Here is a 19835-nt window from a genome sequence, read left to right on the forward strand (position 1 = left end):
GGAGCCTGAAGGGCTCGCATGGGATAGCCCAGGGCAACGCCCTGGGGTCAGCGGGCTCCACGGGTCCAGCCCTGAAGGGGCGGGATAGAAGCTCCCTATTCCGCCCTGTCAGGGCTGCCGCGGGGCGGTCTTGTTCCCAGGGCGTTGCCCTGGGCTATCCTATTTCGCTCCTTCGGAGCTCCCGCAGCCACCTACAATTCCGGCCCACACCCGCGCGCCGCCCTCAAGTGCGAAGGGCAAGGGGCTCCTTGCGGAGTCCCTTGCCCTTCTGGCTGGTGGGTGGGGTGGGCATCGCACCCACGACCCCAGCATTTTCAGTGCTGTGCTCTACTACTGAGCTACCCACCCACGCATTTGTATACTTATAGCAGACGCTGGCTGTCTTGTCAAATGCCGCTTTGCCCCCGGGCCACGTGGCTCCGCTTGCTCGCCGCTTGGATTGGGGGGGAGTTTCTGCTATACTTACCACACCCGGCGACGGGCCGGGGCGGGGGGGCAGGCAAACGCCAATGAAAGCCAAGAGCTATTTCAGGCCGTGCATTGACAGGATGTCGGGCTACACGCCCGGCGCGCAGCCGCCCGGCCCCATTTACGCCAAGCTGAATGCCAACGAAAACCCCTATCCGCCCTCGCCCAAGGTGCTGGAGGCCTTGCGCGCGACCGCCGATGAGAGCCTCCGCCTCTACCCCGACGCGATGGCCACCCCGCTCCGCGAGCGGATCGCCAGATACCACGGCCTGTCTCCTGCCCAGGTGCTTGTGGGCAATGGCTCGGACGATCTGCTGACGATGATTCTGCGCAGCCTCGTGGGTCCCGGTGAGCTCGTGGTTGCGCCCCATCCCACGTACCCGCTCTACGAGGTGCTCGTCGAGATACAGGACGCGCGGATGCGCTGGGTGGACTTCCCGCCGGACTTCTCGCTGCCCGAGGACCTCGCGCAGCCCGGGGCGCGGGTGACCTTCGCCTGCAACCCGAACTCGCCCTCGGGCACCTGGGTGGAGCCGGCCGCGATTGCGGGCCTCGCGAGCCGCGTGGACGGCGTTCTGGTGGTGGATGAGGCGTACGTGGATTTCGCGGAGGGGAACTGCCTGGGGCTTCTGGGCCATTTCCCCAACGTCATCATCCTGCGCAGCTTCTCGAAGTCCTTCTCGCTCTGCGGGGTGCGTCTCGGCTACGGGCTGGCCAGCGAAGAGATCATCCGGGGGCTGGCCAAGGTGAAGGACTCGTACAACGTGAACCGCTTCGCCATCGCGGCCGGGGTAGCGGCGCTGGACGACGTGGCGCACATGCGGGCCAACGTGGCGCGCATCCGCCTCGAGCGCGAGCGGCTGAGCGCCGCGCTGCGCGCGATGGGGCTGTTCGTCTACCCGTCGCAGACCAACTTCGTGTCGGTCGTCTGCACCGAGCCTTCGCCCCGCGACTTCGCCGCGGCGCTCCAGCGCGACGGCATCCTCGTCCGCACCTTCGGCGACCCGAGGCTGAAAGACTGGCTCCGCATCTCGGTGGGCACCCCGGAGCAGACCGATCGCATTCTGGCGGGCATCGAGCGCACTCTCAGGGGCACGAGACCATGACGAACGTTCCGAACCGCAGCGCCACGGAGAGCCGGAAGACGCGGGAGACCGACGTCGCCGTGGCCCTGAACCTCGATGGCGAAGGCCGCACCCGGATCGCCTCGGGCATCGGGTTCCTGGACCACATGCTCGATCTCCTGGGCAAGCACGCGGGCCTCGACCTGGAGATCAAGGCGACAGGCGACACCCACGTGGATGCGCATCACACGGTGGAGGACGTGGGCATCTGCCTCGGGAAAGCCCTGGCGGCGGCCCTGGGCGACAAGCGCGGCATCCGCCGCTTCGGGTTCGCCAGCGTGCCCATGGATGAGGCGCTCGCCGAGGTGAGCCTCGACCTCAGCGGCCGCCCGTTCCTCGTGTTCGCCGCGGCGTTCCCCACCGAGAAGACAGGAGCCTTCGATGCGCAACTGGTCGAGGAGTTCCTCCGGGCGCTGGGCGGGAATGCGGGACTCACCCTCCACGTGCGGGTGCCCTATGGGCGCGACACGCACCACATGGCAGAGGCGATCTTCAAGGCCCTCGCGCGCGCGCTGCGCGAAGCGGTGGCCAGGGACCCGCGCGTGTCGGATGTTCCCTCCACGAAGGGCGTTCTGTGAGGAGAGCAGCGGACGTGCAGAAGGCCATTCTGGTGATTGATGACGACCCCGGCCTGCGCGGCCTCCTCGAGGAGTTCATGGCCAAGGACGGCTACCGCGTCGTCACCGCCGACTGCGGGCGCGAGGGCATCGCCGCCATCGAGCGGGGCCGCCCCGACCTGGTTCTGCTGGATATCCAGATGCCCGGGATCAACGGCCTCGAGGTGCTCGCCACGATCCGCCGCAAGCACGCCGACCTGCCGGTGATCGTGATCACAGGATACGGCTCCGAGGAGATCGTCACGCAGGCCATCCGCGCCGGAGCCGACGACTACCTCGCCAAGCCGCTGCGTCTTCGCACGGTGTGTGCGCGCGTGCGCGCCGCGCTGGAGCGCGCCGCCCTCCGAGACGACGCACGAGGCGCCTCCGAGGCGAAAGCAACCCGCGCATGCCAGGCGGCTGCCGAGGTGCTCGGAGCGCTGGGCGATGACCTCGCTCAGGCAGGAGTGCATGGCCTTCCCCTGGAGCGTCTGCGGCAGCTTCAGCGGGCGCTGGCCGCAGCCGATGCCGCCGCCATTGCGTCGTTGGCCGCCGGCGTTCGGAAGGCGGGCGCTTAGGGCCTCCGGGGAGGGAGGAGGGAGCGGAGCTTCTCCCAGGGGTCCTCCGGCTCCTCAGTCCTACAGGAACAGGGGCCCTCGTTGCGGTTGTGGCCGCACTGGGGGCAGAGGCCCTTGCAGTCGGTGCGGCAGAGCGGCTTCATCGGCAGTTCCAGAAGCAGGCACTGGCGGATCTCCTCCGTCAGGTCCACCGTCATCTCCGTGTAGAAGTTCACCCGCTGATCGCCCCACTCGAAGTCGCGGCGGCCCATGCGCTGGCCGTAGGCCCCTGTTTCCGGCACGAAGAGCGCCTCGAACTCCCCTCGCAACTCCACCGGCACGGGGTCCAGGCACCGGCTGCACTCGGCCGTGGCCACCGTGCTCGCCCTGCCGTTTGCCAGAACATCCTCCTGCATTCGGGTGACCGTGACGGACACCTGGACGCCGTGCTCGAACACCGTGTGCTCGGCGATGAGGTCCAGCTCGCCCGGCGCCAGGGTGGCATCCAGCGTGGTCGGGCGGTCCGCCAGCGACGGGACAGCGATCTTCATCTCCGTGCCTCGCTCCTCAGCTTCACATGTCCACGTGATTCCGTATAATGAGCATCGTAGCAGATAGGGCAGTTTCCTTCCAGCGATTCTGGAGGCACCGCAGGTGAACGGATACGAACGGGTCCGCACCGCGCTCGAGCGTCGCACGACGCCCGACCGCGTGCCGATGATGGAGCTGGTGATTGACGAGGCGGTCATGGAGGCCATCTACCCGGGCTGCAACTACTACGAGTTCGCCGACCGCTTCGGCCTCGATGCGGTGGGCCTCAACCGCTCGACCTGGGAGAAGACCCAGGTCCACTGGGTGGACGAGGAGAAGAAGCTGTTCCGGGACAAGTGGGGCGTGCTGCGGGGCTTCACCGCCGAGTCGTCGCCCTATCCCGTCGAGGCGCCCATCCGGACGCCCGAGGACCTCAAGCACTACACGCCGCCCGACCCCAATGGCCCCGAGGCTCTCGGCCATCTGCCCGAGGTCGTCGCCCGCTACAAGGGCCAGAAGGCTATCTTCTTCATGGCGCGCGACTCGTATTTCAACCCCGCTCACATTCGCGGCGTCGAGAACTTCCTGATGGACATCGTGCTCAACCCGCGCCTGGTGCACGATCTCATCGAGGTGTGCCAGAGCCACGACCTGGTGCAGATTCGCCGGGCCGCGGCCGCAGGGGCCGACTTCATCGTGCTGGGCGACGACTATGCGGACAAGAACTCGCCCTTCATGTCCCCCGCGCACTTCCGCGACCTGTTCCTGCCCGGCCTCAAGCGGGCGGTGGATGCGGGGCACGAGGCGGGCGCCTTCGTGATCAAACACACCGATGGCAACATCAACCCGATTCTCGACATGATCGTGGAGACCGGCGTGGACGGCCTGCACGCCATCGAGCCGCCGGCGGGCATGAGCCTGAAGGCGATCCGCGAGCGCTACGGCAACCGCCTGTGCCTGTGCGGCAACGTGGATTGCGGCCCGCTGCTCACCTGGGGCACGCCCGGGGAGGTCAAGGCCGCCGTCCGCCAGTGCTTCAGGGACGCGGCCCGCAGCGGCGCCTACGTCCTCGCCAGCTCCAACTCGATCCACTCGTCGGTGAAGCCCGAGAACTTCGTCGCCATGCGCGAGGCGCGCGATGAGTTCGGGACCTATCCCCTGAAGCTGTGAGGAGACCGCGATGCAATGGCACGGCTGTTGGCTCGGGGTAGCTGCCGTGGCGCTTGCGTTGGTGGGCTGCGCGCCGTTCGCCGGACGGCCCCGGCGGCCGCTGGTGCTCGTGCGAGACGGAAGGCCCGAGGCGGCGATTGTGCTCGACGCGACGCCCACGCGGGCCGCCCAACTTGCGGCCTTCGAGCTTCAGTACCACGTGCGGAAGATCACCGGCGCGCTCCTGCCCATCGTGAAGGGGCAAGACGCGGGGCAGAGCCGCCCCGTCCACAGCGTCAGAATCTGGGTCGGCGATACGGCGCGAGCGAGGGAGCTGGGCCTCACGCGCGAATCGCTCAGGACCCAGGAGTACGCCATCCGCCTGCTCCCCGGCGAGCTCATCCTCGTCGGACGCGACAAGGACGACCGCGGCGCGGTGACGTACGATGGCGACAACCCCGCCGTCTGCGAGGGCCTGCCCAGCTTCTGGGACGAGCAGGCGACCCTCTATGCCGCCTACGACTTCCTCGAACGCTTCTGCGGCGTCCGATGGCTCAACCCCACCGACTTCGGCACCATCTGCCCCCAGGCCAGGACCCTCGTCGTCATGGGGCGCGACGTGCGGCGCAAGCCCTTCTTCGCCTTCCGCGACGCCATCGGGGCCTTCGGCGACAACCCGTCATTCTACGACCAGACAAGCACCTTCTGGAACCGCGGCTCGGCCCAGTACGCCGCCTATGAGGCCGCTGCCTACCCCGCGCTGCGCGAACGCAACCCCGACCCGAACCGGTTCGCCCTCGCGCGCCGCCATGCGGCCCACCTCTTCCTCCTGCGGATGCGCAACGGCGGCGAGGTGAACCGCTGCAACCACTCGCTCTACGGCTACTACCACCGCTTCTGGGAGAAGAGCAGCGACCTCGCCGCCGCCAGGCTCTTCGTGGCCCGCAAGCCCGAGATGTTCGCCCAGGGCTACGACAAGGAGGCCACCCCGCCCCAGATGTGCTATACCAGCCGCGCCCTCATCGAGCAGCTCGCCCAGGACGCCCGCGACTACTACGACGGCAAGGCCACAGGCCGCGACCAGGGCATCTTCTGGAACCCCACGCTCCCCAACCAGTTCCCCGTCGAGCCGATGGACAACTCCTCCTTCTGCAAGTGCGTCGCGTGCCAGAAGCTCCTCGCCCCCAGGGCTGAGGGCGGGTTCTACTCCACCGGCGTCCACAGCGACTACTTCTTCCACTTCGTCAACGAGGTGGCGAAGGAACTGCACAAGACCCATCCCGACAAGGGCCTGGTGACGCTTGCCTACGCGAGCCACGCGGCGCCGCCCACGCGGGTCAAGCTCGACCCCAGCATCGCCGTCCAGTTCTGCTTCGCCTGCAACCGCGCGCCGCACGACCGCCGCCAGTACGAGCACGAGATTCGCCTCCTTGAGGAGTGGGCGAAGGACCGCGAGCGCCCCCTCTACCTCTGGCTCTACTACACCTTCCCCAAGGAGTTCGCCGACAACGGCAAGTACCACTGCTTCCCCGGCTTCTTCGCCCACACCATCGGTGAGCAGATGCGTCTCTTCGCACGCCTTGGCCTCCGCGGCATGTTCCACTGCGGCTACGGCCAGGACGTGGAGTCCTACGTCACCTTCAAGCTCATGGATGATCCGGCGCTCGACGTGGATAAGCTGCTTGACGAGTACTTCGGCGGCCTCTATGGCCCTGCCGCCGCGCCGATGAAGCAGCTCTACCTGGGCATCGAGGAGGTCTTCTGCGACCCCGCCAACTACCCGAAGGAGAGAGTCAGCGGCTCTGCGCTCTCCTGGGGCCATCTGGGCACCGAGGCCCGCATGATCGAGTTCGCCCGCCTGCTCGACAAGGCAAAGGCCGCAGCCGACCTGCCGCAGGTTGCGAACCTGCGGCAGGTCAGGGCGCGCATAGACCTCTTCGAGAAGGCCGTGTGGAGCTACATGGTCGCCGGCCGCGAGCAGTTCGTGAGCCGCCAGAAGGCGGCGATTCCGTCGCTCACGGCGCCCCGAGTGGGCGACGCCGGCGGCGACCCCTCGCGGGTGGAGTGGGCCAAGGCCGCGCCCCTTCAGGACCCCAGGCTGCCCACCCACTGGTATGACAGGGGAGGGGACAGGGCGTCGGCCCGCGCCCTCTCGGGCCGCATCGCGCACGACGGCCGCTACGTCTACCTCGAACTGGCCGACGCCTGCGACACGAGGAAACTGGTCACATCCGCCCAGGTCTTCCCCTACGACGACTGGGAGGTCTTCATCGCCGCCCAGCGCGCCGTGCCCTATCGCCAGTACGCCGTCAGCCCGAGCGCCCAGATCATCGCCCTCTCGCACGGCGAGGTGAACTTCCGCATGAACGTGCCCATCAGCGAGCACGGCGTGCGAGCCGCCTCCGACACCACGGCAGCCGACAGGTGGGTCACGCGGCTGGCGATTCCTCTCTCGGGAGCCATCCCTGGAGGAGTGAAGCCTGGGGGAAAGCTCTACCTCAACGTCATCCGAGTCACCTCTCCGGCCCTCAGCGGCGCGGGGGGACTCGGCATTGACACCTGGGTGAGCTTCTGCACGGTCCACGAGGCGGACCGGCTGGCCAAAGTGCTTCTGGAGCCATGACCCAGGCTCACGCGCCTACTGGCACGAATCGTTCACCTTGGCCGCGACAGCGCCCGGCATGTCCATGCGCGGCTTCTGAGCCAGCATGGCTCGCAGCGGCTCGAAGCACTTGAGGAGGAGCTGGTAGTCGGGGTCGTCTTTGGTGGTGAAGACGGGCTTCTTGCACGACTCACGGCCGCCGGCCGCCTTGGCGAGGGGGGCGACGAGGAAGTCATTCAGCTCAGGCTCGGTGATGCGGATGTAACCGCGCTGCGGCACGCCCTTCTGGTGGCACTCGGCGCAGCGGCGCTGGGCGACTTCGGCCAACTTGGCCTTCAGGTCGCTCGGCACGAGGCGCCGCCCGCCCTCGGTGTCTGGATAGGCCATGTCGTACGTGGAGTAATAGGGGATGTTCAGATCAATCCAGGTGAAGAGGCGGCGGCGCTCGGCGTCCGACAGGGCGAAGCGCGGCTTGCCCTCCTGGTCCACGTGCCCGCCCATGAGGATGGGCGTGAGCTTGCTGGCGGGCGAGCCCCAGGTCTTGGGCGCGATCTGGAGGATGTTCGCCTCATGGCCGTTGCACGTGTTGATCCAGCTCACGTAGCCTTGACTCAGCGTGTCGTACGAGACGCTGAACCACTCGGTCTTGCCGCCCGTGAGGTCCACGCGCTTGGGCGGCTCGACGCCGCTGTGGCACTTGACGCAGTGCCTGTCGAGCACAGGCTGAACGATGCGTGAGTAGTCGAAGTGCTCCGTGCCCCACTCGGGCGCCGCGAGGGCCTCGGGGGGGCGGCTGATGGCCAGAGCCTGATGCGTCCTGGGCGTGGCATTGCGAGGCTCGTGGCAGCCGATGCAGCCGCGGCGCTCGCCGGGCACGAAATGCGTGAAGCTGCGCATGCGTTGCACCGCCTGGCCGCTCTCGTCGAGGGCAAGGAAGTAAATGGGCACACCGGTAGGCACCTTGAAGTGCGCCGAGCCGTCGGCCTCGACCTGGGCATAGCCCCACACCTTCTTCGGGGCGTAGGTGGCGCCGCACGAGATGACAGGGCGCTGGAAGCCGAAGCCCAGGACCTGCGTGCGGATGCTCTTGGCCAGCTCTTGCACGACGGCGATCTGCTTCACGCTGCCGCGCTCGACGGCTGGCGTGAGGCCATCGTAGATGTCCAGGATGTAAACCGCTGCTTCGGCGGCCGCTGCGGCGGGGCGCTTCTCGTCTGGCTGCTCGAGTTCAGGGACAGTGCTGGGGGCAAGGACGGGTGGCACAGGCCTTGGGCGCAGGGGGATCGGGTTGTAGAGGCCGAAGCGGCCCTCCCGCGCCTTGACCATGGCCCACTTGCCCGAGCGCGAGCCGACGCAGATGCTGCCCTTCTTCGACACGAGGAAGTGCTCGGGGTCAAGGGGATACGGGTTCTCGTAGGGGCCGCGCACGTGGTTGCCGTCGCCGCGGTGGGCGATGCCCAGGTTCACCTCGCCCGTGAGATTCAGCATCGCCTCCTGCGCGTCGAGGCCGCGGTTGCGGTTGATCACCCCCACGCCGCCGCGAATGGGGCCATTGTGGGCGGTGAGGGTCGAGAGGACCTCGGTGGTGCCCGGTATGCCCCGCACCTCGAGCAGGCTGGCGGGGCTGAGCACGCCGTTGCCGTAGAAGACGTTGAGGTTCGTGCCATCGGGGTGAATGGTCCACACGCTCTGGATCGGGATGGCCGGCTTGTCCACGTACTCCCAGCGCGAGTAGATGATGCGGCCGTCGGGCAGCACGCTGGGCGTGAAGTCGTTCACGTAGTTGGCCGAGAGGCGCTGCATGTTCCTGCCGTCGCGGTCCATGCGGTAGAGCGCGCCGGCCGGCGTCACCCAGCACAGCGGCACGATGGCGGCCCGGGTGGAAATGAACGCGATGCCGCCGTCGGGGAGGCAGGCGACGTTGTAGTCGTGGCACTCGCCGTCGGTGAGCTGCGTGAGGCCCGTGCCATCCGCATTGACGCGGTAGATGTGGTAACCCAGATTCCCTTCCTTGCGCCAACTGAACACGATCTCCTTGCCGTCGTAGGAGACATCGAGGTCCTGAATCTGGCCCTGGGGCGAGGCCACGAGTTCCTGGAGCTTGCCGTCCGGACGGGCAGGGGAGAGGATGTACAAGCCGCCACCGGGCGAGAAGCCCTCGGCGCAAGCGGTGTAGACGTGCGACGGGTTCAGCTCATTGCGCTGGACGACGGCCAGCTTGTCGAAGCCCAGCCTGCCGTCGGCCACGGCCTGGGCCAGCTCGGGCGACTCCTCGGGCACCACGGCCGCGGCGATCGAGTGCACCTTGGCCAGGGCTTCTTTGGACGGGCTTTCGGCGTAGACCTCGATCTCCGATGCCCCAGGGTTCATGCCGCCGTACGAGCTGAGGAACTTGATCGTGATCTTCCGCACCGCGGCGGCCTGCACCTTGATCCGCTGAGGCTGGGCGTCCAACGCCAGCGTGCCTCTGGCGGCCACGGCGGGATTGTCGTCGAGGCGGACCTCGTAGTCCTTCCAGCCCTCCTCCAGGAACCAGGCGGTGCGTGCGTAGTACACGATCTCGGCGACCTTGACGGGCTCGGCCCACTCGAGGGTGAAGGTGGAGCCGTTGCGCTCCAGGTCGCCCTTCACAGCCCAGGCTTTGCCGACATCTTCGTGCGAGAGCGGCTCGGGCACCACTCCATCAGTGGCGAACTTCGCCAGGTACTGGTTCGAGTATTCCGTCGTGGCGCTCGCCTTGGCCTTGCGGGCGAGGTTCTCGGGCCCCGGCGGCGCGGCGGCAACGGCGGCGGCTGCGACGAAGAACGACAGCGCGGATGCAAGCTTCATGGCGATCCCCTGGCATGGCCTCGGAGGCGGACACGCTCTAGAGAGCAGTATACCGCCTGGGCGTGCCGCGGTAAAGGGCTTTTGACTCGCGGGCGCGCGCATCGTATAATCCAGCCTCCACACGAGGAGAGCCCATTGAGCGCGGACTTCGGGGCACTGCGGGCGCTGGCCGAGGAGCACGGCCAGGGCCATATCTTCCGCTGGTGGAACGAGCTGGACGCGACTTGGCGCGCGTACCTGCTCGAGCAGGTGGCGGCGCTGGATTTCGCCGAGCTGGGCCGTCTGATCGCCGCATTTGTGCTGGCGCCGCACACGCCCGATTTCGGCGAACTCAAGCCCGCGCAGCCGGTCAGCGTGCCGGACACGCCCGAGGGGGAGGCGGCCCGGCGGCGCGCCACGGCGATCGGGGAGGACGCGATCCGCGCCGGCCACGTGGCTGCCCTGGTGGTGGCGGGCGGCCTCGGCACGCGCCTCCGCTACATCCCGCCCAAGGGCACGTATCCCGCAGCACCGATCAGCGGCAAGACCCTCTTCCAATTGCACGCCGAGAAAATCCTCGCCACCAGCCGCCGCTACGGCGTACGCATCCCCTGGTACATCATGGTCAGCGAAGCGACCGATGCGCCCACCCGGGCCTACTTCGAGGAGCACGGCTACCTGGGCCTCCCGCGGGACGACGTGTTCTTCTTCAGCCAGGCCTTGTCGCCTTCGGTGGACAAGGCCGGCAAGCTTCTGCTGGCGGAGAAGGGCGCCCTTGCGATGAGCCCCAACGGCCACGGCGGGGTGCTTCAGGCGCTTCACGCCAGCGGCGCGCTGGAGGACATGCAGCGCCGCGGCATCCGTGAGATCTCGTACTTCCAGGTGGACAACCCGCTCATCAAGGCGATTGACCCGACGTTCATCGGCTACCACATCGAGCGCGGCTCCGACTTCGCCAGCAAGGCCCTGCCCAAGCGCGATGCCAACGAGGGGCTCGGGGTCTTCTGCTCGCGCGACGGCCGCCTCCACGTGATCGAATACAGCCACCTGCCCGACCGGTACAAGTACGCCACCAACGAGCGCAACGAGCTGGTCTTCCTGGCCGGCAGCATCGCGATCCACGCCATCAACGTGGCCTTCTTCCGCCGCGTGGTCGCGGCGGGCGTGGACCTGCCCTACCACCCGGCCCTCAAGCGCATCAAGTTCCTCGACGATGCGGGGCGCCACGTGGACCCCGACGCGCCGAACGGCTACCGGTTCGAGAAGTTCATCTTCGACGCCATCCCCTACGCCAAGAGCACGCTGGTGCTGATGGTGGACCGAGCCGAAGAGTTCGCCCCGATCAAGAACAAGGAAGGGGAGGACTCGCCCGCCACGGCCCGCCAGGCGCAGATCAACCTCTTCGGACGCTGGCTCGAGCAGGCTGGGTTCGGCGTGCCGCGCGATGCCCGGGGCGACGTGGCGGTGCCTATCGAAATCTCCCCGCTTGTGGCGCTGGACGCCCAGGAACTGCGTCAGAAGCTGCCCAAGGACCTCGACCTCTCGCGCGGCCTCAACCTTCAGCCGTGAGGCGCCCCCCGAGCCTGTCGAAGAGGTTGAATTGTGATGGCCTTTCGGCTATAGTGAACCTCAAGGTCAGGCGCACCGTGCGCGCTTTCCGGCAGGAGGACGGTATGGGGACCAGCCGGCCATCTGCTCTGGCCGTTGCGCTCGCCTGCACGCTCGCCGCGGCAGGCTCGCCCGGGCTGTGCGAGGGCGTGGAGGCGGCCGGCCCGAAGACGGTCCGCGTGGTCGAGGTGCGGCTCGAAGGCGACATCGCCGAGCAACGCCAGATGGAGCCCCTGCTCGGGCCACGCGAGCACCTGCTCCACGAGTTCACTGCCTCTATACGCAAAGCGGCCAAGGATGACGAGGTGCAGGCCATCCTGCTGCACCTGAACCACCCGACTCTGGGCCTGGCGAAGCTTCAGGAGTTGCGCGATGCCCTCGAGGAGGTGAAGGCCGCCAGGAAGCGCGTCTACTGCTATCTGGAGGCGTGCAGCAACACCGACTACGCGCTGGCATGCAGCGCCCACCGGATTTGTGCGGCACCAGGGGGCATGATCCTGCTGACGGGCATGAGGGCCGAGGCGACCTTCCTCAAAGGCCTCCTCGACTGGGCCGGCATCCAGGCCGAGATCATCCACTTCGGCAAACACAAGTCGGCCGGCGAGCCGTTGACCCGCGACTCGATGTCCGAGGAGCATCGCGCGGTCCTCAACGAGCTTCTGGACGACCTCTATGCCCAGTTCGTCGCCCTGATCGCCTCGGGGCGCAACCTGCCCGAGATCAAAGTGAAGGAGGCGATAGACGGCGGGCCGTACTGCGCCAAGGACGCCAGGATTTTCCACCTCATTGACGAGGTGTCTTACTTCGACCAGTTCATCGAATCGATCGGCAAGGACCTGGGCGGCAAGGTGACCCTGGTGAAGGGCTATCACCGCCTGGGCGACCGGGGCACCGACTTCAGCGAGGTGAACCTGTTCACGTTCTTCGCGGCCCTGAAGCCGAAGCCGGATATCCCGGCCACCGATCGTCCGAAGATCGCGATCGTGTACGCCAGCGGCATGATCGCCGAGGGCGAGAGCGCGTTGCTCCCCGGCGGCGTGGTCACCGCGGCCGAGATGCGCAAGGCGTTCGAGGCGATTCGAGCCAACCCCACGGTGCGGGCCGTAGTCCTGCGGGTAGACAGCCCCGGCGGCTCCGCCCTGGTGTCGGACCTCATCTGGCGCGAGGTCGAGCGCACCCGCAAGGCGGGAAAGCCGGTCATCGCCTCCATGTCGGACGTCGCGGGCTCGGGCGGTTACTATATCGCGATGGGCGCGGATGCCATCGTGGCGCAGCCCGCCACGATCACAGGCTCGATCGGCGTCCTGGGAGGCAAGCTGGTCCTCCGAGGGCTGTATGACAAGATCGGCGTGAAGAAGGAGATGCTGACCCGCGGCAGAAACGCGGCCCTCTTCTCCGACTACTCGCCCTTCTCTGACCACGAACGCGATCGGGTGAAGGCCCTGATGCAGGACATCTACGCCGACTTCGTGCACAAGGCAGCCCTCGGCCGCAAGATGCCCGATGAGAAGATGCAGGCGCTGGCCACAGGGCGCGTGTGGACGGCGCGCACGGCGAGGGAGCTGGGCCTTGTGGACGCCTTGGGCGGGCTGAGGGAGGCGTTCGACCTCGCGGCCGCCAAGGCGGGCCTCAAGGGCAAGGACGTTCAGCCCGTCATCCTTCCCAGAGAGAAGAGCTTTCTCGAAGCGCTGTTCGGGTCCGCCGGCTCGGCCGTCGAACCGGCCTCTTCCGCCCTCGCGCCCCGCCTGCTGCACCCCGCCAGGCCGTACGCGGCGTTGCTCGAGGCGCTCCGCGACGGCAACGTGTTGGCCGTCATGCCTTACCTCATCGAGGTCCGCTAGATGCCGAAGACGGACAAGGAATTCGCGCTGCTCGCGATCTCGATGAAATACCTCACGCAGGAGCAGGCGGAGGAGTGCCTGCGCCTGGTGGCCAAGGCCAACGAGATGGGCCTCAGCGAGACGCTGCCCGAGGTGCTCATCAAGAAGGGCTACCTGAATCGCGCCCAGGAAGCCGCGATCACCCAGGCGCTCAACCAGCCCCGCATCAGCCACATCGGCAAGTACACGCTCATCGCCCGCATCGGCCAGGGCGGAATGGGCACCGTCTACAAGGCCCGCCAGGAGAGCCTGGACAAGGTGGTGGCCGTCAAGGTCATGGCCCCGCGTCTCGCCCGCCAGCGCGACTTCGTCGAGCGCTTCATCCGCGAGGCCCAGGCCTCGGGCCGACTCAACCACCCCAACATCGTGCAAGCCATTGATGCCGGGGAGGCCGACGGCTACTACTACTTCGCCATGGAATACGTGGATGGCGAGAACCTCCGGAACATCCTGGAGCGCGACGGCAAGCTCTCGGAACGCCGGAGCCTCGAGATCTGCGCCGCCATCGCCACGGCCCTCGAGCATGCCCACAAGCACAACATCGTCCATCGCGACATCAAGCCCGACAACATCTTCATCGCCAAGGACGGCACGCCGAAGCTGGGCGACCTGGGCCTCGCCAAGGAGATCCGCACCGACAAGGCCATCACCCAGGCCGGCATTCCGGTGGGCACGCCCTACTACATCTCCCCCGAGCAGGTCCGCGGGCAGGAGGACATTGACGGCCGCGCCGACATCTATGCCCTCGGCGCCACCCTGTACCGGATGGTCGCCGGCGACGTGCCGTACGACGGCCCCACCGGCGCCGTGGTGATGACCAAGCACCTCAACGACCCGATCCCCGACCCTCGCAAGAACTCGCCACAGCTCTCCGAGGACGTGGTCTCGATTATCCACCACTGCATGCAGAAGAAGCGCGACGACCGCTATCGGAACGCGTGGCAACTCCTCGACGACATCGAGGCGGCCCTGGCGGGCAAACCCCTGCGTCACGCCACGAAGCCGCAGCTCAGGGCCGCTGCCCTCGCCGACCGCCTGGCGCAGCGCCAGGCGGCAGACGCCGCCACCAAACGCAAACTCCTCATCGGAGGCGCCGCCGCGGCCGTCCTCGTCCTCCTGGTGGTCCTCTTCGCCGTTCTGGGCAGGAAGGGCGAGCAGCCGCCCGCCCAGGCCAGCGCGCCCACGCCGAAGACGGCAACCCCGCCGCCGCGCGACCCAAAGGAGACGAGGAAGGCCCCGCCGCCAAGGACCTCCACGCCGACAAAGGTTGCGGCCAAGCCGGACGCCAAGGTGGTGCTCCAGGAGTTGACGGCGTTCGCCCGCGACTCGGAGGACCGCAGCGACATCGAGAAGCGCCTCACCGATTTCACGCTCACGCAGTATCCCGGCACGCCCGAGGCTGCCCAGGCAAGAGCCCTCCTGACCGACCTCAAGGCGCGCTGGAAAGCCGAGGACGACTTCAAGGCGAGCCTCCTCGACCACATCGCTCAGCATCGCTTTCCCGAGGCCCGGGCCGCGCTTCAGGACCCTCCTCTGAAGGAGAAGACCCAGAAGACCAAGGCGATGCTCGACGATCTCGCGGCCCAGCTCGCCCGCGCGGAGGCCAGCTATGTGGCCTCCGAGGCCAGCAAGGGCGAGGAACTGATCCGCCAGGGCGACCTCGCCGCCGCCAAGGCGCTTTTCGAAGGCCTGGCGAAGCTGGGCCTGCCCGAGGCGGTGGAGGCCAGCAAGGCTGCTCTCCCCAAGATCGCCGACCTCGTAGCCGCGCGCGAGCAGCGCGCGGCGCAGCGCGAGTTTGCCGCGGCGGTGGTCCAGGCCGCCCCCCTCGTCGGCGCGGGCAAGTTCCAGGAGGCTCGCGCCGTGTTCGACCCCGCCAGGGCAGGAACCAACAAGGCGCTCGCCGACCTCTTGGCGGCTGGGCAGAGCGACGTTGACCGCATCGCGGCGCTCTTCGAGGACGTGACCCGCGACTTGGCCGTCCGCGCAGCCAACAAGGGCCGCGCCCTGGTCAAGGGCATCGGGCGGCCCATCGCGAAAGTGGAGGACGGCATCCTGCACTCGACCCTTGGCGGGAGCTTCCCGATCGCGCAGTTGCGGACGGTGGACCTGGACCGCGATGAGTACAACTGCCTCAAGGGCAAGAAGGTGTTGCTGGGGCTGGTCGAGCTGTACCGCGGCGACTGCGAGGCCGCCAAGGGCCTCTTCGGCGAGCACGCGCCGAAGCCCCCGGACGCCGACACGGCGAGATGGCTCCAGCAACTCGAGTGGGTGGAGGCCATCGCCAAGGAGGGGCAAGCAGCCGAGCTTCTGGCCGAGGCCGGCCGCCTTGCCGAGCAGGGCAAGTGGAAGGAAGCCAGCGACGCCCTGGCCAGACTGGGCGACCAGTTCGGCAACACCGCCTGCGTTGAGAAGAACCGAGCCGCCATCGGCGACCTCAACAAGCGCGTGGCCGATGCCATTGCCGCCACAGTCCGCAAGGACGAGGCCATTCGGCCCTTCATTGACATCACCGAGAAGGCTGGCGATCTCGCCAAAGCGGTGAAGACCTTCAAGCCCGTGGGCGGATGGGTGATGGACATTGACAACGACGGCATGCTCGACATCGCCTTTGACATCCGTCGCAAGCCCGGCGACTCGCCCCTCGTGCCCGTGTTCCGCAACGAGACCAAGCCGGGCGGCGAGATCGTCTTCCGCGACATCACCGAGCAGGCGGGGATTGACACGGGCGACGAGCCGATCTGCTGGGCCGACCTCGATGGGGACGGCGACCTCGACGTCGTGTGCCGGGGCCTCTGGAGCGGCGCGGGGGCGGCTCGTCAGCGCGACCCCAAGAAGCTGGCCCTCTACGAGAACGTGGGGAAGGGCACGCCCATGTTCCGGCTCGACCCTGCGCGCTGCCTCGTGCCCGAGATCGCGAAGGCAGGCGCCTATGCGAACTACGGCTTCGCCAACATCGGCGTGCTGGATGCCAACGGGGACGGCCGCCCCGACATCTTCGGCGAGTATGTCGGCCCCTTCCGCACCCTGATCCTCTTCGGCTCCGTGCGCGGCAAGCCGTTCGTCTTCGACGACGTCACCGAGCAGGTCGGCTTCCTCGTCAAGAAGGGCAGCGGCTTCGAAGCCCCCAGTTTCCTCACGGGCAAGGCCTGGCCGCAGTACGTCGTGTTCGACTGCGACGGCGACGACCTTCAGGACATCCTCTACAACTCCGATGGCCCCATCCTGCTGCGGAACGGCGGCCGTCGCGGCTTCAGCGCCGTGCCCGCGGCCGCCCTCTCGTACGAGACGTACCCCTCGCCAGCGACGGGCAATAGCCCGCTCATCATCCCCGCCGTGGCCGACTACAACAATGACGGGAAGACCGACATTTTCGTCCCCCAAGCGCAGGCAAAGAATCTCCTGATGCAGGGGCAGGGCGACGGGACGTTCAAGGACGCGCTCAGCACCACAGGCCCCATGGCCACCGACAAGAACGACAGCCTCTGGGCCACCTGGGGCGACGTGAACAACGATGGCCTGCCCGACCTCTTCGTGTGCAATGCCAGCGAACGGAATCGCCTGTACATCCAGAAGGGAAACCACGCCTTCGCCGACAAGGCCGACGAGTACGGCACGACGGGCGAACGGGGCGAGAAAACCAATTTCGCTCTCTTCGCCGACTTCGACCGAGATGGCGACCTCGATATGATCGTGCTCCGCGACAACGGCCGCAGCCAGCTCCTCCTGAACCCGTTCGTCACGGGGCAGAATCGCTACTACGTCAGCGTCCTCGTTCGCGCCCCGCTCGGGGCGCTCGGAGCGAAAGTCACCCTCTACCGGCTGCCCGACCAGGTGGTCGGGTTTCAGCAGGTGTGCCGCGTCGAGGGTTACAACCGTCAGACGCCGCGCGAAGCCTTCTTCGGGGTCGCAACTGCCGGCGAGTACGGCGTCAAGGTCGTCCTGAGCAATGGCACGGTCATCCGGCAGCGCCTCACTATCAAGCCCGACTCGCGCAACGAGGTCATCATCGGCAGGGAGGCGCGATAGGCGTCCTGCCCCCTGGCCGAGCGCCCGAAGGGGGATTGACAAGCGCGGGACCGAGCGTTGGACTAGAGGTGGCATCACGCAGAGGCCGTGGGTATGTGCTCGCGCACTCTGCGCAGGCTTCAAGGAGAAGGGAATGGCCACGAAGCTGAGGGTGGTGGGGGTGCTGCTGCTGGTGGTGGGGGGCGGGCTTGGGGCCTTCGCCCTGACCTCTGGCCGGGGCGGGGCCCGAGGAGAGCCGACCTGCCGCATGCAGGTCAAGGACAGAGTCATCACCGGCGCCTACAAGTCCTATGGCCTGAAGGACTGCGTGGTGCCCATGTGGCTGGCGAAGACCGTCTTCCGCAACGGCACCGACGGTCGCATCACGAAGCTGAAGTTCCGCTACAAACTTGGCGAGTACGCGGATTGGACCTCCTGGCACCAGTACGAGGCCGTGGACCCGACGCAGACGGTGGTGGACCTCTACCACCCGATCCTGAGCAGCGCGTGCGCGAAGCTCACCAGCCGGGCGCCGGCCGAAATCCAGATGGAGTGCGAGTACCTCGACCCCGCAGGAAAGAAGCAAGAGATCCAGGAAACCAAGCAGATCACCCTGCTGGGGCGACACGAGTTCGTGTTCTCCGATCTCACGGCGGAGGAGCGCACGGCGGCGTTCCAGGACTTCGACACCTACTCGCCGCTCCTGGCCGCCTGGGTGTCGCGACAGGACGACCCCGTGTCGCGCCTTGCCTCGATGGCGAACAAGAAGGCCGGCGGCGTGGGCGCCTCGACGGATGACGAGAGCTGCATCAAGGTGATGAAAGAGCTCTATGACATCATGCGCACCATCCGCATCAGCTACCAGCACCCGCAGGCGCTGGCCGACCCGAGCATGTCCTACGACGTCAAGCTCGTGCAGAGCCTCCAGTATCCGCGGGACACGATCCAGAAGCGCAGCGGCACTTGTATTGACCTGGCCATTCTCTACGCCGCGCTGCTCAACTCGGTGAACATCACGCCCTACCTGGTGAGCATGGACGGGCATTGCTTCCCCATCGGCCAGACGCCGAGCGGCCGGCTCATCCCCGTGGAGGCTACGGGCGTCGGCGATGGCGGCGCCAAGTCCATGAACTTCGCTCAGGCCATCGAGAGCGGAATGAAGACCTGGAACAAGGTGAACGAGAACGGGCGCTTCAACCTCGTGAACCTGCGCGAATGCTGGGTGAACGGCGTGTCGAACCCCGAACTCGAGCCCCTGCCCGCCGACATCCTGGAGAAGTGGGGCGTGGTGGCCCTGGTGGACGGCGCAGACGAGGGGGGTGAGCGACGCCAGGTCGGCCCGACGCCGCCGCCTCCGCCGCCGCCCCAGAGCATTGCCGGCCAGTGGGTCTACAGCATCACCGCCCCCAATGGCATGGTCGCGCAGGGCCAGTTCCAGATCGCCATGCAGGGCAATCAGGTGGCGCTCATCGCAACCTCGGCCTACCAGATGCAGGGCCCCGACGGCATGATGCACCAGTTCACCGAACGCAACGACTTCACGGGCACCCTCACGGGACAGATGCTCGTGGTCACGTGCAATAACGCGGTGTACACGATGGATGGCATGCAGGTGCCGCCCCAGGGCCTTCCGCTGCGAATGACGATGGCCGTGGCGGCCGACGGCCGCTCGATGCGCGGGCAGGTTGTGAACTCCATGGGCATGATGGCGGGCATCACGGCCCAGCGCTGAACCCGGGGCCACAGCCCGCCAGTCTCAACATAGGAGCTGACAAATGACGCGACGACTGCACGGTGCGATCCCGCTCGTGGCACTTCTGTTCCTGGCTGCCGGAGCCGCGATGGTTCCCACGGCGGTTACGGGCGGCGAGATCCTCTACGACGGCGGCTTCACGCTCAAGCCCAACGGCGACATGGCCGTGGTGATCAAGCTCACGCTGCCCATGATGCAGTACCAGCGCCTGCGCGACAGCGTGTCGAACCTCTATCTCATGCTCCGCGACCTGGCCTCGAGCCGCGCCGACACGGAGGTGGTGGAAAAGAAGGCCGACTGGGACGATGCGAACCGGACCATCACGTTCTCCATGACGGTGCAGGGCGCGGCGAAGAACCTCGGCAATCGCTGGGAAATCCCCGTGGCGAAGGGCGCCATCTTCACCACCTTCAACGAGAAGGAACGCACGTTTTACTTCAGTGAGGCCGGCAGCGGCCCGATGGGCCCGGTGCGCGGCACCACCAAAGGCGTGCTTCCCGAAGGAGCCACGGAGGCCAAGTGGGACGAGGCGCGGCGCGTCGTCAGCTACGTCATGCCCGCGCCCAGAGCCGCGGGCGCTTCTCAAGGGGGCCTGCTCATTCCCGGCGCCGTCGTGGCCGCGGTGGGCCTGGTGCTCTTCCTCGGCTCGTTCCTTGCCGGCCCGAAGCGTGCGCCGGCCGTCGCCTGGCAGCAGGCGCCGCCTCCGCCGCCCGCGTCTGGCCAGTGACTCGTTCTCGGCGCCAAGGGCCTCCGG

Annotated in this window: 12 protein-coding genes and 1 tRNA gene; 10 read left to right on the forward strand and 3 right to left on the reverse strand. The window is 67.5% G+C overall.

The genetic code is table 11. The features are described from left to right. Positions 1–273 precede the first annotated feature (273 nt). A tRNA-Phe gene (locus PLE19_14635) sits at positions 274–348 on the reverse strand. Between the two features lie 161 nt (positions 349–509). On the opposite strand from PLE19_14635, the gene hisC reads away from it, so the two are divergent. The 3 genes from hisC to PLE19_14650 are packed head-to-tail and all read left to right on the forward strand — an operon-like array spanning position 510 to position 2766. Then, positions 510–1574 carry a histidinol-phosphate transaminase gene (gene hisC / locus PLE19_14640; protein ID HPD16188.1) on the forward strand — a complete coding sequence of 355 codons (1065 nt, stop codon included), beginning with the start codon at positions 510–512 and terminating at the stop codon, positions 1572–1574. Next, positions 1571–2170, forward strand: a complete 600-nt coding sequence (gene hisB / locus PLE19_14645) for an imidazoleglycerol-phosphate dehydratase HisB (GenBank protein HPD16189.1) — start codon at positions 1571–1573, stop codon at positions 2168–2170. Before hisC ends, hisB begins: the two co-directional genes overlap by 4 nt. 14 nt (positions 2171–2184) lie before the next feature. Beyond that, complete coding sequence (locus PLE19_14650) at positions 2185–2766, forward strand: response regulator (GenBank protein ID HPD16190.1); 582 nt, start codon at positions 2185–2187, stop codon at positions 2764–2766. On the opposite strand, the gene PLE19_14655 is transcribed toward PLE19_14650, so the two are convergent. Beyond that, positions 2763–3296, reverse strand: a complete 534-nt coding sequence (locus tag PLE19_14655) for a DUF177 domain-containing protein (GenBank protein HPD16191.1) — start codon at positions 3294–3296, stop codon at positions 2763–2765. The genes PLE19_14650 and PLE19_14655 overlap by 4 nt on opposite strands. Before the next feature lie 103 nt (positions 3297–3399). Here PLE19_14655 and PLE19_14660 point away from each other — a divergent pair, with 103 nt between their 5' ends. Then, a complete protein-coding gene (locus PLE19_14660) occupies positions 3400–4446 on the forward strand; it encodes a uroporphyrinogen decarboxylase family protein (protein HPD16192.1) in 1047 nt (348 codons plus the stop codon). Between the two features lie 10 nt (positions 4447–4456). After that, on the forward strand, positions 4457–7048 hold the full coding sequence (locus PLE19_14665) for a DUF4838 domain-containing protein (GenBank protein ID HPD16193.1): 2592 nt from the start codon (positions 4457–4459) through the stop codon (positions 7046–7048). Between the two features lie 15 nt (positions 7049–7063). On the opposite strand, the gene PLE19_14670 is transcribed toward PLE19_14665, so the two are convergent. Beyond that, on the reverse strand, positions 7064–9856 hold the full coding sequence (locus PLE19_14670; GenBank protein ID HPD16194.1) for a hypothetical protein: 2793 nt from the start codon (positions 9854–9856) through the stop codon (positions 7064–7066). A gap of 135 nt (positions 9857–9991) precedes the next feature. Here PLE19_14670 and PLE19_14675 point away from each other — a divergent pair, with 135 nt between their 5' ends. The 5 genes from PLE19_14675 (at position 9992) to PLE19_14695 (ending at position 19808) form a co-directional block, all read left to right on the forward strand. Next, the gene (locus PLE19_14675) at positions 9992–11404 is read left to right on the forward strand and encodes a UTP--glucose-1-phosphate uridylyltransferase (GenBank protein HPD16195.1); all 1413 of its coding nucleotides are present in this window, start codon (positions 9992–9994) and stop codon (positions 11402–11404) included. A 104-nt stretch (positions 11405–11508) separates the two neighbouring features. Beyond that, the gene (sppA, locus tag PLE19_14680; protein ID HPD16196.1) at positions 11509–13284 is read left to right on the forward strand and encodes a signal peptide peptidase SppA; all 1776 of its coding nucleotides are present in this window, start codon (positions 11509–11511) and stop codon (positions 13282–13284) included. Beyond that, entirely contained in the window at positions 13285–17349 is a 4065-nt protein-coding gene (locus PLE19_14685) for an FG-GAP-like repeat-containing protein (protein HPD16197.1), read from the forward strand. A gap of 133 nt (positions 17350–17482) precedes the next feature. After that, complete coding sequence (locus tag PLE19_14690; GenBank protein ID HPD16198.1) at positions 17483–19060, forward strand: transglutaminase-like domain-containing protein; 1578 nt, start codon at positions 17483–17485, stop codon at positions 19058–19060. A gap of 43 nt (positions 19061–19103) precedes the next feature. After that, on the forward strand, positions 19104–19808 hold the full coding sequence (locus tag PLE19_14695) for a hypothetical protein (protein HPD16199.1): 705 nt from the start codon (positions 19104–19106) through the stop codon (positions 19806–19808). The last annotated feature ends 27 nt before the right edge of the window (positions 19809–19835 follow it).

The organism is Planctomycetota bacterium (assembly GCA_035384565.1).
Lineage (GTDB): Bacteria > Planctomycetota > PUPC01 > DSUN01 > DSUN01 > DAOOIT01.

Bases quoted from the DNA above. Each gene is read 5' to 3' on its own strand.
- hisC (HPD16188.1), top strand. From the start codon at position 510: ATGAAAGCCAAGAGCTATTTCAGGCCGTGCATTGACAGGATGTCGGGC.
- hisB (HPD16189.1), top strand. From the start codon at position 1,571: ATGACGAACGTTCCGAACCGCAGCGCCACGGAGAGCCGGAAGACGCGG.
- PLE19_14655 (HPD16191.1), bottom strand. From the start codon at position 3,296: ATGAAGATCGCTGTCCCGTCGCTGGCGGACCGCCCGACCACGCTGGAT.
- PLE19_14665 (HPD16193.1), top strand. From the start codon at position 4,457: ATGCAATGGCACGGCTGTTGGCTCGGGGTAGCTGCCGTGGCGCTTGCG.
- PLE19_14670 (HPD16194.1), bottom strand. From the start codon at position 9,856: ATGAAGCTTGCATCCGCGCTGTCGTTCTTCGTCGCAGCCGCCGCCGTT.
- sppA (HPD16196.1), top strand. From the start codon at position 11,509: ATGGGGACCAGCCGGCCATCTGCTCTGGCCGTTGCGCTCGCCTGCACG.
- PLE19_14685 (HPD16197.1), top strand. From the start codon at position 13,285: ATGCCGAAGACGGACAAGGAATTCGCGCTGCTCGCGATCTCGATGAAA.
- PLE19_14690 (HPD16198.1), top strand. From the start codon at position 17,483: ATGGCCACGAAGCTGAGGGTGGTGGGGGTGCTGCTGCTGGTGGTGGGG.
- PLE19_14695 (HPD16199.1), top strand. From the start codon at position 19,104: ATGACGCGACGACTGCACGGTGCGATCCCGCTCGTGGCACTTCTGTTC.